The organism is Kitasatospora sp. MAA4 (assembly GCF_029893355.1).
Taxonomy (GTDB): Bacteria; Actinomycetota; Actinomycetes; order Streptomycetales; family Streptomycetaceae; genus Kitasatospora.
The window spans coordinates 230469-245882 of record NZ_JARZAI010000010.1; the positions used below are offsets into that span (position 1 = coordinate 230469).

The 15414-nt window shown below is 75.5% G+C and carries 1 protein-coding gene (cut by a window edge); it reads right to left on the bottom strand.

What is annotated here, in order from left to right:
• Nucleotides 1-15383, bottom strand: partial view of a type I polyketide synthase gene (locus tag P3T37_RS15910; protein ID WP_280724327.1) — the 5' portion only. It extends 12847 nt beyond the left edge of the window; the window shows 15383 of its 28230 coding nt (coding positions 1-15383); it begins with the start codon at nt 15381-15383; its stop codon lies off the left edge, out of view.
• Nucleotides 15384-15414: the final 31 nt, after the last annotated feature.

Below are 15414 nucleotides of genomic sequence, written 5' to 3' on the forward strand. Positions count from 1 at the left end.
TCGATCGGGTCGCCCAGCCGGGTGCCGGTGCCGTGGCCCTCCACGGCGTCCACCTCGGCGGCGGACAGGCCCGCGCCGGCGAGCGCCTGGCGGATCACCCGCTGCTGGGACGGGCCGTTGGGGGCGGTCAGCCCGTTGGACGCGCCGTCCTGGTTGACCGCGCTGCCACGCACAACAGCCATCACCGGGTGCCCGTTGCGCAGCGCGTCCGAAAGCCGCTCCACCAGCACCAGGCCGACGCCCTCGGCCAGGCTCATGCCGTCGGCGGCCTCGGCGTACGCCTTGCAGCGGCCGTCCACGGCCATCGCGCGCTGCCGGCTGAAGCCGACGAACGCGTTGGGCGTGGCCATCACACTGACGCCGCCGGCCAGCGCCAGCGTGCTCTCGCCGTTGCGCAGCGACTGGCAGGCCAGGTGCAGCGCGACCAGCGAGGAGGAGCAGGCGGTGTCGAGCGTGACGGCCGGGCCCTCGAAGCCGAAGGTGTAGGAGAGCCGGCCGGACAGCACGCTGGAGATGGTGCCGGTGATCAGGTGGCCCTCGGCGCCGTCCTGGCCGGAGCCGCCCGAGGTGTAGTCCTGGTAGCTGGCGCCGATGAAGGCGCCGGTACGGCTGCCGCGCAGCGTGGCGGGGTCGATCCCGGCGCGCTCCATCGCCTCCCAGGAGGTCTCCAGCAGCATCCGCTGCTGCGGGTCCATCGAGAGGGCCTCGCGCGGCGAGATGCCGAAGAAGGCGGCGTCGAAGTCGGCGGCGCCGTGCAGGAAGCCGCCGCGGGTGGAATAGGTGCGGCCCGGGCGATCCGGGTCCGGGTCGTAGAGGCCCTCGGCGTCCCAGCCGCGGTCGAGCGGGAAGTCGGAGATGGCATCGCCGCCGGCCGCGACCAGGTTCCACAGGGCGTCGGGCGAGTCGACGCCGCCGGGGTAGCGGCAGCTCATGGCGATGATGGCGATCGGGTCGTCGTCGACGGCGGTCTCGACGCGCGCGACGCTCTGCACCGGCGCGCCGCCCACCTGGGTGCGCAGGAAACCGACCAGCGCGAGCGGGTTGGGGTAGTCGAAGACCATCGTGCTCGGCAGGGTCAGCCCGGTCACGGTGGACAGCCGGTTGCGCAGGTCGACTGCCGTCAGCGAGTCGAACCCGACGTCGCGGAAGGCGCGTTGCTCGGAGAGGACGTCGGGCGAGGCGTGGCCCAGCACGATGGCCGCCTCCGCCCGGACCAGGTCCAGCAGCACCCGGTCCTGCTCGGCGGCCGGCAGCTTGGCCAGCCGGATGACGAACTCGCCGTCGGAGGAGGGGCGTTCGGCGGCAGCTGCTGCCAACTGCCGGACCTCAGGAACCTGTTCGAAGAGCGCGGTGGGTCGACCGGAGGTGAAGACCGGGTGGTAGCGGTCCCACTCGATGTCGGCGATGGACAGCACCTGCTCGTCGCCGTCCAGCGCCTGGCGCAGGCCGGTCAGCGCCAGCTGCGGTTCCATGAAGAGCAGGCCGCTGCGGCGGATCGCCGAGGGGTCGACCCGGCCGAGCTTCAGGTCGTCCGACCAGATCCCCCAGGAGATCGACAGGGCGTGCGCGCCGCGCGAACGGCGGTGCTCGGCCAGCGCGTTGAGGTAGGCGTTGGCGGCCACGTAGGCGGCGTGCCGACCGCTGCCCCAGAGTCCGGCCGTCGAGGAGTAGAGGACGAAGGCGTCCACCTCCTCGTCGTCCAGCAGCTCGTCCAGGTGCTGCGCGCCGGCGACCTTGGCGTGCACGACCTTGGCGAAGCCCTCGGGACCGGTCTCCTCGATCGCGGCGAGCTCGATGACGGCGGCGGTGTGCACGACGGCATGCACAGGGTGCCCCTCGGCCCGCAGACGCTCCAACAGGCCTGCCACGGCCGCGCGGTCGGTGATGTCGCAGGCCGCCGCGGTGGCCTGGCAGCCGAGGTCGGCGAGTTCGGCGAGCAGCTCGCCGATGCCGGGGGCGTCTTCGCCCCGGCGGCTGGTGAGCACGATGCGCTCGGCGCCCTGCGCGGCCAGCCAGCGGGCCAGGTGCGGGGCAAGGGTGCCGGTGCCGCCGGTCACCAGCGTGGTGCCGCGCGGCGTCCAACTGCGCCCGGCAGCCGGGGCCTTGGGGGCGCGCACAACGCGGCGGGCGAGCACGCCGGAGGGGCGGATCGCCAGCTGGTCCTCGCCGGTGGCGCCCGCCAGGACGGCGGCCAGCCGCTCGGCGCCGCGCCGGTCCAGCGTCTCGGGCAGGTCCACCAGACCGCCCCAGCGCTGCGGGTGCTCCAGCGCCGCCGTCCAGCCCAGGCCGTGGATCTGGGCCTGGACGGGACGGGTGAGCCGGTCGGCGCGGCCGGTGGAGACCGCGCCGCGGGTCAGGCACCACAGGGGTGCGTCGATTCCGGTGTCGCCCAGGGCCTGGATCAGCGCGAGCGTGAGGGCGATGCCGCCGGAGAGCGCCGGGTGCAGGGCGCTGGGCGCCTCGGCGGCGGCCAGCAGCGAGACCACGCCGTTGAGTTCACCGAGTTCACCGAGGTCGCCAAGCCGGGTGGCCAGGCGCTCGGACAGCGTCGCACGGTCGGTGCAGGCGTCGTCCAGCACCAGGTGCCGGACGGTGGCGCCGTGCGCGGTCAGGACCTCGGCGACCTCATCGACGGCGTGGTCCTCGGCGCTGACCAGCAGCCAGTTGCCGGTCAGCGCAGCCGGGGCCTGGGCGCCGAGCGGGGTCCAAGTGGCCCGGTAGCGCCAGGAGTCGACGGTGGAGCGGTCGCGCCGGCGGCGGCGCCAGTCGGAGAGGGCCGGCAGCACGGGGGCCAGCGAGGAGCTGTCCAGGTGCAGGTCGGCCGCCAGGCCGTCGAGGTCCTCGCGCTCGACGGCGGTCCAGAACTCGCTGTCGGCGGGGTCGCCGCCGCCGTCCTGCGGTCGAACCGGGATCGCCCAGAGGTGCTCGCGCTGGAAGGCGTAGCCCGGCAGGTCCACCCGGCGGGCGCCGCTGCCGGCGAGGACCGGCGCCCAGTCGGCCCGCGCGCCCTGCACGAAGCCCTCGGCGAGCGAGGCCAGGAAGCGGTCGGTGCCGCCGTTGTCGCGGCGCAGCGTGCCGACCACGGCGGCCCGGCCCCCGGTCTCCTCGACGGTGGCCCGCACCGTCATGGTCAGCACCGGGTGCGGGCTCACCTCGACGAACACCCGGTGCTCCTGGGCGAGCAGTTCGCGCACGGTGGGGTCGAACTGCACGGTCCGGCGCAGGTTTCGGTACCAGTACGCGGCGTCGAGACCGGTGGTGTCCAGGAGTTGACCGGTCACCGTCGAGTAGAACGGCACCTCGGCGGCGCGCGGCCGCACGGGGGCGAGCACCGTCAGCAGCTCGTCCCGGAGCAGTTCGACCTGCGCGGAGTGCGAGGCGTAGTCCACCGGGATCCGCCGGGCGCGGATGTCCTCGGCGGCCAGGTCCTCGATGAAGGCGTCCAGCAGCTCGGGCGCGCCCGCGACCACCACGGTCTGCGGTCCGTTGACGGCGGCGATCGAGATCTCCCCGCCCAGCGCCGCCAGGCGCTCCTCGATCGCGGCGGCCGACATCGGCACCGAGACCATGCCGCCGGAGCCGGCCAGCACCCGGCCGATCGCCTGGCTGCGCAGCGCCACCACCCGGGCGGCGTCCTCCAGCGTCAGGGCGCCGGCCACCGCGGCGGCGGCGATCTCGCCCTGCGAGTGGCCGAGCACGGCGTCCGGCCGGATGCCGTGCGCCTGCCACAGCCGCGCCAGCGAGACCATCACCGCGAAGGTGGCGGGCTGGACGACGTCGACGCGCTCCAGCGAGGGCGCGCCCTCGGCCTGGCGCAGCACGTCGGTGAGCGACCAGTCGACGTACGGCGACAGGGCGGCGGCGCACTCCTCGACGGATCGGGCGAACACCGGCGACTCGTCCAGCAGTCGGGCGCCCATGCCGGCCCACTGGGAGCCCTGGCCGGGGAAGACGAAGACGGTCCGGCCCTCGTGCTCGGCCGCGCCCTGGATCAGGCCGGCCGAGGAGCGGCCCTCGGCGAGCGCCGCGAGTTCGGCGCGCAGCGCCGGGGCATCGGCGCCGAGCAGCACCGCCCGGTGCTCGAACAGCGCGCGGGAGGTGGTCAGCGAGTGGCCGACGTCGACCGGCCGCAGGTCCGCATGCGCGTCCAGGTGGGCGGCCAGCCGCTCGGCCTGGGCGCGCAGCGCACCGGGCGTCCGGGCGGAGAGCACCCAGGGGACGGTGGTGGCGGGCTCAGCGAAATCGACAGGGGCAGCGACAAGAGCCGGCGCCTCTTCGAGCACCACGTGCGCGTTGGTACCGCTGATGCCGAAGGCGGAGACGGCCGCGCGGCGGGTGCGCTCGCCCGCCGACCACGTCAGCGGCTCGCTCAGCAGCGCGAGCGTGCCGGGCGTCCAGTCGATGTGCGAGGACGGCTGGGCTGCGTGCAGCGTGCGCGGCAGCTGTCCGTGTTGCAGGGCCAGCACCATCTTGATCACGCCGGCCACGCCGGCGGCCGACTGGGTGTGCCCGATGTTCGACTTCACCGAGCCCAGCAGCAGCGGGCGCTGCGGGTCCCGGTCGCGACCGTAGACGGCCTGGAGGGCCTGGGCCTCGATCGGGTCGCCGAGCGCGGTGCCGGTGCCGTGCGCCTCGACGGCGTCGATGTCGCCGGCGCCGAGCCCGGAGTTGCTCAGCGCCTGGCGGATCACGCGCTGCTGGGAAGGCCCGTTGGGGGCGGTCAGGCCGTTGGAGGCGCCGTCCTGGTTGATCGCCGAGCCACGCACGACAGCCAGCACGCGGTGGCCGTTGCGCTGCGCGTCGGAGAGTCGTTCCAGGACCACCACGCCGGTGCCCTCGGCGAGCGTCATGCCGTCGGCGGCGTCCGAGAACGGCTTGCAGCGGCCGTCGGCGGCCAGCGCGCGCTGGCGGCTGAAGGCGATGAAGGAGGCCGGGTTGGTCATCACGGTCGCGCCGCCGGCCAGCGCGAGTGAGGTCTCGCCGTTGCGCAGCGACTGGCAGGCCAGGTGCAGCGCCACCAGCGAGGAGGAGCAGGCGGTGTCGACGGTGACGGCCGGGCCCTCCAGGCCGAAGAGGTAGGCCAGGCGGCCGGAGAGCACACTCGGGCTGGTGCCGGTGACGGCGTGCCCGGCCGAGCCGTCCGCCATGCCGAGCCCGTACTCCTGGTAGGTCGAGCCGATGAAGGTGCCGGTGGCGCTGCCGTGCACGGTGGTCGGGTCCAGGCCCGCCGACTCGAGGGCCTCCCAGGTGGTTTCGAGCAGCAGGCGCTGCTGGGGGTCCATCGAGAGCGCCTCGCGCGGCGAGATCCCGAAGAAGCCGGGGTCGAACTCGCCGGCGTCGTGCAGGAATCCGCCCTGGGTGGAGTAGGTGCGCCCGGGTGCGTCGGGGTCGGCGTCGTAGAGGCCGGTGTCCCAGCCGCGGTTGACGGGGAAGTCGGAGATCGCGTCGGTGCCCTGCTCGATCAGCTCCCAGAACTGCTCGGGCGAGCGGACCCCGCCGGGGAAGCGGCAGCTCATGCCGACGATGGCGATCGGCTCGTCGAAGCGGCCCGAGGCGGCCGCCGGGACGGGCGCCAGCTCGTCGGCGGCGCCGAGGATCCGGCCGAGCAGGAAGCCGGCCAGTGCGACGGGCGTCGGGTAGTCGAAGGCCATCGTGGTGGGCAGCGCCAAGCCGGTCAGGGTGACCAGGCGCTTGCGCAGGTCGACGGCGGTCAGCGAGTCGAACCCGGCGTCGCGGAAGGCCCGGGTCGGCGGCACGCCGTCGGCGGAGGTGTGCCCGAGCACGACGGCCGCCTCGCGGCGGACCAGGTCGAGCAGCACGCGTTCGCGCTCGGTCTCGGCGAGCGCGAGCAGGCGCCGGACGAACTCCGAAACGGCTTCCCCACTGTGGGCCAGGTCCCGCACCTCAAACAATTCCCCGAAGAGCATGCTGGGCCGCGAAGAAGTGAAGACCGGGACGTAGCGCGCCCAGTCGACGTCGGCGACCGTGACGGCGACCTCGCGCTGCACCAGGGCGCGGCGCAGCTCGGCGATCGCGCTCTCCGGCGCCAGGAAGCGCAGGCCCTGGCGCAGCAGGCTCTCCGAGACCGCCTCGTGGGTGGCCATCCCGGCCTCCGCCCACGGGCCCCAGGCCAGCGAGGTCGCGGCCAGGCCGCGCGAACGGCGGTGCTCGGCGAGCGCGTCGAGGTAGGCGTTGGCGGCGCCGTAGGCGCTCTGGCCGGCGCTGCCCCAGACGCCCGCGACGGAGGAGAACAGCACGAAGAAGTCCAGCTCTCGCTCACCCAGCAGCTCGTCCAGGTGGGCCGCGCCCGCCATCTTCGCCGCCGTCAGCTCGGCGAACTCGGCGAGGGACGTGGCGGCCAGCGGCGCGGCCTGGCCGACGCCGGCGGCGTGCACGACGCCGGTCAGCGGGTAGTCCTGCTCGATGCTCGCGAGCAGCGCGGCCAGCGCCTGGCGGTCGGCGAGGTCGCAGGCGGCGATCGTCGTACGGGCTCCCAACTCGGTCAGTTCGTCGGCGAGTTCGCGAGCGCCGGGGGCGTCCGGGCCGCGTCGGCCGACGAGCACCAGGTGCTCGGCACCGCTGCGGGCCAGCCAGCGGGCCACCTCTGCGCCCAGCGCGCCCGTGCCGCCGGTGATCAGCACCGTACCGGAGGCGGTGAAGGCGTCGGCCGCGGGCAGGTCGGCGCCGGGGTGGCGGACGAGTCGGCGGCCGAGCGCGGCCGAGCCGCGCAGCGCGAGCTGGTCCTCGCTGCCCTCGGCGGCGGGCGCGGCCAGCGCGCTGACCAGCCGCTGCACGGCGGGGGCGTCGAGCGCCGGCGGCAGGTCGAGCAGGCCGCTCCAGGCCTGGGGCCGCTCCAGCGACGTACTACGGCCCAGGCCCCAGACGGCCGCCTGGACGGGGTTGACGAGCGGGTCGGCGGGGCCGGTGGAGACGGCGCCGCGGGTCAGCGTCCACAGCGGCGCGGCGAGGGCGAGGTCGCTCAGCGCCTGGGCGAGCAGCACGCTGAGCGCAAGGCCGGCGGGCAGGGCGTCGGTACGCAAAGGTCCATCGGCCAGTGCCAGCAGCGAGAGCACCCCGGAGGGTTCACCCAACGCGGCGATCTGCTCGGCGAGTTCGGCGCGGTCGCGCAGGCCGGCGTCCAGCACCAGGCGCTCGAAACGGGCGCCGTGGCCGCGCAGTGCGTCCAGCAGCTCGCCGTCGTCGGTGCCCTCCGCGCTGACCACCAGCCAGCTGCCGGCCAGCACCGGCGCGGCGCCGGCGCGCACCGGCTGCCACTGCACCCGGTAGCGGGCGGCGTCCAGCACGGCCTTCTCGTGCCGCTGGCGGCGCCAGTCGGCGAGGGCGGGGAGCAGTGCGTAGAGGTTGGCGTGCTGCTCGTCGCGCAGGCCCAGCAGGGTGGCCAGTTCGGCCGCGTCACCGCGCTCGACGGCGCCCCACAGCTCGGTGTCCCGGGAGGCTTCGGCCGGGTCGGCGGCGCCTGCCGAGGCGGCGGAGGTCTGCGGCCAGTAGCGCTCGTGCTGGAAGGCGTAGGTGGGCAGTTCGACGCCGCGCGCGGCCGTCCCGGCGTAGTACGCCGTCCAGTCCACGGCGATCCCGCGCACGTGCAGGCGGGCCAGCGCGGCGGCGGCGGTGCGCGGCTCGGCGCGGTCGGCGCGCAGCAGCGCGACCAGGTCCGCGCCGTCCTCGTCGCCCAGGGTGTCCTGGGCGAGCGCGGACAGCACGCCGTCCGGCCCCAGCTCCAGGAAGGCGGCCGCGCCGAGCGCGCGGGCGGTGCGCACGGCGTCGGCGAACCGGACGGTGCGGCGCACGTGCTCCACCCAGTAGTCGGGGGTGCACAGTTCGGCACCGGTGGCGAGTTCACCGGTGAGCGCGGAGACCAGGGGGATGCGCGGCTCGTGGAAGCGCAGACCGGTGACGACCCGGCGGAACTCCTCCACCATCGGGTCCATCAGCGGCGAGTGGAAGGCGTGACTCACCCGCAGCCGAGTGGTCTTGCGTCCGTCAGCGGCGAACTCGGCTGCTATCCGCAGGACTTCGTCCTCGTCCCCGGCGATCACCACCGCCTGCGGGCCGTTCACGGCGGCCACCGAGACCCGCTCGGTCAGCCGGGGCAGCACCTCCTGCTCGGTGGCCCGCAGCGCGACCATGGCGCCGCCGGCCGGCAGTGCCTGCATCAGAGCGGCCCGGGCGAGCACCAGCGTGCAGGCGTCCTCCAGCGAGAGCACTCCGGCGGCGTGCGCGGCGGCGATCTCGCCCACCGAGTGGCCGAGCAGCTGGTCGGGCCGCACGCCCCAGGACTCGACGAGGCGGAAGAGCGCGACCTCGACGGCGAAGAGCGCGGGCTGCGCCCAGCCGGTCAGGTGCAGCAGCTCCGCCTCCGGCGTGCCCTCGGCGGCGAACAGCACCTCGCGCAGCGGACGGTCCAGACCGGCGTCCAGCAGGCGCAGCACCTCGTCCAGGGCCTTGGCGAACACCGGGAAGCGGTCGGCGAGTTCACGCCCCATCCCGGCCCGCTGGGAGCCCTGGCCGGCGAAGAGCAGCGCCAGGCGCCCCGGCCCGCCGCTCTCGCCCTCGGTGAGCGCGGCATCGCCCTCGCCGGCGGCCAGCGCGCTCAGTCCCCGCAGCAGGTCCGCCCGGTCGCCGACCAGCACGGCGCGCTGCTCGAAGCTGGAGCGGGTGGTGGCGAGCGCCCGGCCGACCTCGGCCGGGTCCAGCTCCGGACGGGCCTCGGCGAACGCGCGCAGGCGGGCCGCCTGGTCGCGCAGTGCCGCCCGGGTGCGACCGGAGACCGGCCAGGCCACCACCGTGTCCGCGGAGCGGACGTCAGCGGCCGGGGCGTCCGGCGCCTGCTCGATGATCACGTGCGCATTGGTCCCGCTGAACCCGAACGAGGAGACGCCCGCCCGACGCGGTCGGCCCGTCTCGGGCCACCGGGCCTGCTCGGCCAGCAGCTCGACCGCACCCGCCTCCCAGTCCACGTGCGAGGAGGGCCGGTCGGCGTGCAGGGTGCGCGGGACGACGCCGTGACGCATCGCCAGCACCATCTTGATCACCCCGGCCACGCCCGCGGCGGCCTGGGTGTGGCCGATGTTCGACTTCACCGAGCCCAGCAGCAGCGGCTGCTGCGGGTCGCGGTCCCGGCCGTAGGTCGCCAGCAGCGCCTGGGCCTCGATCGGGTCGCCCAGCGTGGTTCCGGTGCCGTGGCCCTCGACCACGTCGACATCGCCGGTGGACAGCCCGGCGCCGGCCAGCGCCTGCTGGATCACCCGCTGCTGCGAGGGACCGTTGGGCGCGGTCAGCCCGTTGGAGGCGCCGTCCTGGTTGACCGCGCTGCCGCGCACCACGGCCAGCACCTGGTGCCCGTTGCGCCGCGCGTCGGAGAGCCGCTCCAGCACGAGCACGCCGACGCCCTCCGACCAGCCGACGCCGTCCGCGCCGTCACCGTAGGCCTTGCAGCGCCCGTCCGGGGAGAGGCCGCGCTGACGCGAGAACTCGATCAGCGAGGTCGGGGTGGACATCACGGTGACGCCGCCGGCCAGCGCCAACGAGCACTCGCCGGCGCGCAGCGCCTGCATCGCCCAGTGCATCGCGACCAGCGAGGAGGAGCAGGCGGTGTCGACGGTGACCGCCGGGCCCTCCAGGCCCAGCGTGTAGGAGACCCGCCCGGAGGCGATGCTCGGCGAGGTGCCGCTGCCCTGGTGGCCCTCGAACTCGCCGCCGGTCAGCAGGGCCGCGTAGTCGTTGTACATCACCCCGGCGAAGACGCCGGTGCGGCTGCCGCGCAGCGCGAGCGGGTCGATCCCGGCGCGCTCGATCGCCTCCCAGGACGCTTCGAGCAGCAGGCGCTGCTGGGCGTCGGTGGCCAGCGCCTCGCGCGGGCTCATGCCGAAGAACGACGGGTCGAACTCGGCGGCCTCGTGCAGGAACCCGCCGTAGCGGGTGTACGCCGTGCCGAGGTGGTCCGGGTCCGGGTCGTAGAGGTTCTCCAGGTCCCAGCCGCGGTCGGCGGGCAGGCCGGAGATCGCGTCGGTGCCCTCGCTCACCAGCCGCCAGAGGTCCTCCGGCGAGGCGACGCCGCCCGGGTAGCGGCAGCTCATGCCGACGATCACGATCGGGTCGTCGGCTGTGTCAGCACTGCGGGTGGCCGCTTGGACCACGACTGCGCCCAGGAGTTCGTCCAGCAGGTGGCCGGCCAGCGCGGTGACCGTCGGGTAGTCGAAGATCACGGTGGCCGAGGTCCGCAGGCCGGTGACCGTCCGCAGCCGGTTGCGCAGCTCGACGGCGGTGAGCGAGTCGAAGCCGAGGTCCTGGAACCGGCGCAGCGGGTCGACGTCCGCCGGGCCGGCGTGCCGCAGCACCGCGGCCACCTGAGCGCGGATCAGCTCGACGACCGCCTCGGTACGGGCCGGCCCCTCCAGCCGCGCGAGCCGCTGCGCCAGGCCCGCCGCCGCCTCGGAGCCGGCCACCACCGAGCGGCGCACGGGCGTACGGATCAGCGCGCGCAGCAGCGCCGGCACCTCGCCGCGGGCGCGCAGCGCGGGCAGGTCCAGGCGCACCGGCAGCAGGGCGGGCGCGCCGAGCGCGAGCGCGGCGTCCAGGAGCGCGAGGCCGTCCTGCTCGGAGAGCGCCGGGGTGCCCATCCGGGCCAGCCGGTCGAGTTCGGCCTCGGAGAGTCCCGCGGTCATCCCGCCCACGGCGGCGGACAGCGCCCACGGGCCCCAGCCGAGCGACTGGCCCGGCAGCGCGGCGGTGCGGCGCTGCCGGACCAGGGCGTCCACGAACGCGTTGGCGGCCGCGTAGTTGCCCTGGCCGGGCGCACCGACCGTTCCGGAGAGCGAGGAGAAGACCACGAACGCGGCCAACTCCAGCCCCTCGGTGGCCTGGTGCAGGTTCCACAGCGCGTCGGCCTTGGGCCGCAGGACGGCGCCGATCCGCTCCGGGGTCAGTGACTCGATCACGCCGTCGTCCAGCACGCCGGCGCTGTGCACCACCGCCGTCAGCGGGTGCTCGGCCGGCACGCCGGCCAGCAGTCGGTCCAGCGCCGCGCGGTCGGCGGCGTCGCAGGCCTCGATCGCGACGCGGGCACCCGACGCCCGCAGTTCCTCGGCCAGTTGCTCGGCGCCCTCGGCCGCGGCACCGCGGCGGGTGGCCAGCAGCAGGTGCCGGACGCCGCGCTCGGTGACCAGATGACGGGCGACGAGCCGGCCCAGACCGCCCGTGCCGCCGGTGATCAGGACGGTACCCTCGGGATCCCAGGGCGCCGCGCCGGTGTCGGCGGCGCGGACCCGGGCGAGCCGGGCGACCAGCACCTCGCCGCCCCGGACGGCCGCCTGCGGCTCGTCGCCGCACAGCGCCGCCAGCGCCTTCAGGGGCACATCAGCGGAGTCCAGGTCGAGCAGGCCGAAGCGGCCGGGGTGCTCGGCCTGCGCGGAGCGCACCAGGCCCCAGACGGCGGCGGCCGCCAGGTCGGTGACCTCCGCTCCCCCGGCCCCGGTGGCGCCGCGGGTGACGAAGACCAGCCGCGCGTCGGCGGACTCGTCCGCCAGGTGGGCGTGCAGCTGCCCGAGCACCCGCGCGGTCAGCCGGTGGGCGGCGGCGGCCGGGTCCGTACCCGGCTCGCCGGTCACGGACGCGAGCAGGACGGCCGGGCCCGCGCCACCCGTCGCCTCGGGCAGCACCAGGTCGCCCTCAGAGCCTTCGAGCAGCGCGACCGCCTGCGGCTCGCTCTCGGCGCCGCCGCGCAGGCGGCTCCAGGCCAGCTCGAACATCGCGTCCCGGGCGAGCCCTGCGCCGGCCGGCTGCTCGTCCGCCGCCGCACGCAGCACCAGCGAGCCGACCGAGGCGACCGCGCCGCCCGCAGCGTCGGCGACGGTGACCGAGACGGCGTCGTCGCCGACCGGCGCGAGCCGCACCCGGACGGACCGCGCGCCGCTCGCGTGCAGGCTGACGTCCTGCCAGGCGAACGGCAGGCCGCCGCGCACGTGCTCGCCGAGGTCCAGGAAGGCGCAGGCGTGCAGGGTCGCGTCGAGCAGTGCGGGGTGGATGCCGAAGGCGTCGGCGCCATCAGCCTCCGGCAACGCCACCTCGGCGAAGACCTCCTCACCCCGGCGCCAGGCGGCGCGCAGGCCCTGGAACACCGGCCCGTAGCCGAACCCGCTGCCGGCCAGCCGCTCGTACAGGCCCTCCAGCGGCACCGCCTGCGAGCCCTGCGGCGGCCACACGCCCGCGCTGAACTCCTCGAAGGAGGCTCGGTGTTCACCGTCGGCCAGGATGCCGGCGGCGTGCTGCGTCCAGGGCTGCTCCTCGGCGGTGTCCGGGCGCGAGTGGATGCTCAGACTGCGCCGGCCCGCCTCGTCGGCGCTGCCGAGCCACACCTGCACCTGGATGCCGCCCTGCTCGGGCAGCACCAGCGGTGCGACGAGCGTCAGCTCCTCGACCCGCTCGCAGCCGACCTCGTCGCCCGCGTGCACGGCCAGTTCCAGGAAGGCGGTGCCCGGCAGCAGCACGGCGCCGCGCACCGCGTGCTCGGCGAGCCAGGGGTGGCTCTGCACGGAGAGCCGGCCGGTCAGCAGCAGGCCGTCGGAGTTGGCCAGCGAGACGGCCGCCACCAGCAGCGGGTGGTGGGCAGCGCCGAGACCGGCTGCGCGGACGTCGCCGGCCCGGCCGGGGAGGTTCCGGGGCCAGAAGCGGCGGTGCTGGAACGCGTAGGTGGGCAGGTCCACCCGGCGGGCGCCGGTGCCCGCGAAGTACTGCTTCCACTGGACGGGCACTCCGCGAACGTGCAGGCCGGCCAGCGCCTCCGCACTGGTCGCGATCTCGCCCCGGCCCGGACGCAGCAGAGGCAGCACAGCCTCGTCGCCCTCCTCCAGGCAGGTCCGGGCCAGCGCGGACAGGACGCCGTCGGGGCCCAGCTCCAGGAAGGCGCCCGCGCCGTGCCCGCTCAGCCAGCCGATCGCGTCGGCGAACCGGACGGTCTCCCGGGCGTGGTCCACCCAGTAGGCGGCGGAGGTCAGTTGCTCGACGGTGGCAGGCGTGCCGGTCAGCGTCGACACGATCGGGATCACCGGGGCCTGCGGCGAGAGCGCGGCCACCACCGCCCGGAACTCGTCCAGCATCGGCTCCATCAGCGGCGAGTGGAAGGCATGCGAGACGCGCAGCCGCTTGGTCTCGCGCCCCAGCTCGGCGAAGTGCCGGGCGACCTCGGCACTTTCGCCCGCCGCACCGGCGATCACCACGGCCTGCGGGCCGTTCACGGCGGCGATCGAGACGCGGTGGCTGCGACCCTCGATCAGCGGCAGCACCTCGGCCTCGCTCGCCCGCAGCGCGATCATCTCGCCGCCGGCCGGCAGCGCCTGCATCAGCCGGCCCCGCGCCAGCACCAGGGTGGCGGCGTCGGCAAGCGAGAAGACCCCGGCGACGTGCGCGGCCGCGATCTCCCCGATCGAGTGCCCGGCCAGGAAGTCCGGCCGCACGCCCCAGGATTCGACCAGCCGGAACAGCGCGACCTCGATCGCGAAGAGCGCGGGCTGCGCGTACCCGGTCAGGTGCAGCAGCTCCGCCTCGGGCGTGCCCTCGGCGGCGAACAGCACCTCGCGCAGCGGACGGTCCAGACCGGCGTCCAGGTGCCGCAGTACCTCCGCCAGAGCCTCGGCGAACACCGGGAAGCGGTCGGCGAGTTCACGGCCCATGCCGATTCGCTGGGAGCCCTGGCCGGCGAACAGGAAGGCCAGCCTGGCCCGGCCCTGGGCGTTGCCGCGCACCAGCCCGTCGGCGGTGCCGTCCTGCTCGATCGCGGTCAGCGCCGCGACGACCTGCGCCCGGTTCTCGGCGGTGACCACCGCGCGGTGCTCCAGGGCGGCGCGGCTGGTGGCGAGGGAGAAGGCCAGGTCGACCGGGTCGGCCGCCGGGTCCGCGTCGAGGTGGGCGAGCAGGCGGGCGGCCTGGGCGCGCAGCGCGTCCGGGGTGCGGCCGGAGAGCGGCCAGGGGAGCACGTCCGCGCGCAGCGGCTCGGCGGCGGGCTCCGCCACCTCGGCCGGGGCCTGCTCGATGATCGCGTGCGCGTTGGTCCCGCTCAGGCCGAAGGAGGAGACGCCGGCCCGGCGCGGCTCCTCGCGCTCCGGCCAGGCCGTCTGCTCGGTGAGCAGCCGAACCGCCCCGGCCGTCCAGTCGACGTGCGTGGACGGCGCGTCCACGTGCAGGGTCCTCGGCAGGATGCCGTGCCGTATCGCCAGGACCATCTTGATGACACCCGCCACGCCGGCCGCCGCCTGGGTGTGGCTGATGTTCGACTTGACCGAGCCCAGCAGCAGCGGACGCTGCGGGTCCCGGCCGCGCCCGTAGGTGGCCAGCAGCGCCTGGGCCTCCACCGGGTCGCCCAGCGTGGTGCCGGTGCCGTGCGCCTCGACCACGTCGACCTGGTCGGCCGAGAGCCGCGCGTTGACCAGCGCCTGCTCGATCACCCGCTGCTGCGAGGGGCCGTTGGGCGCGGTCAGCCCGTTGGAGGCGCCGTCCTGGTTGACGGCGGTGCCCCGGACCACGGCCAGCACCCGGTGCCCGTTGCGCCGGGCCTCCGAGAGCCGCTCCAGGACCAGCACGCCGACGCCCTCCGCCCAGCCGGTGCCGTTGGCGGCGTCGGCGAACGAGCGGCAGCGCCCGTCCGAGGCCAGGCCGCCCTGCCGGGCGAACTCCACGAAGGTGGTCGGGCTGGACATCACCGTCACCCCGCCGGCCAGCGCCAACGAGCACTCCCCCGCGCGCAGCGACTGCGCCGCCAGGTGCAGCGCCACCAGCGAGGAGGAGCAGGCGGTGTCCACCGTGACGGCGGGCCCGACGGTCCCGAAGAAGTACGAGAGGCGGCCGGAGATGACGCTGGTGGCGTTGCCGGTCAGCACGAAGCCCTGGACGTCGTCCTCCGGGCCCACCCGGTAGTCCTGCGGCATCGCGCCGACGAAGACGCCGGTCCGGGTGCCGCGCACGGTCGCCGGGTCGATGCCCGCGCCCTCGAAGGCCTCCCACGCCGACTCCAGAAGCACCCGCTGCTGCGGGTCCATCGAGAGGGCCTCGCGCGGCGAGATGCCGAAGAAGTCCGGGTCGAACCGGGAGGCGTCGTGCAGGAATCCGCCGGAGATCGCGGTCGGCCCGTCCTCGCCGTCCAGCTCCCAGCCGCGGTCCGCCGGGAAGCCGGAGATCCCGTCCTCGCCGTTGACGAGCATGGTCCAGAGCTCCTCGGGACCGGTCACCCCGCCCGGGTAGCGGCAGCTCATGCCCACGATGGCGATCGGCTCGCTCGCGGCCGCCTCCAACTCGCCGACCCGCTGCCGGGAGCGCTGGAGGTCGGCGCCGGCCCGCTTGAGGTAGTCCCGGAGCTTCTGTTCCTTGTCCATCATCAACTCAACCCATCCCCAGCGCAGCACC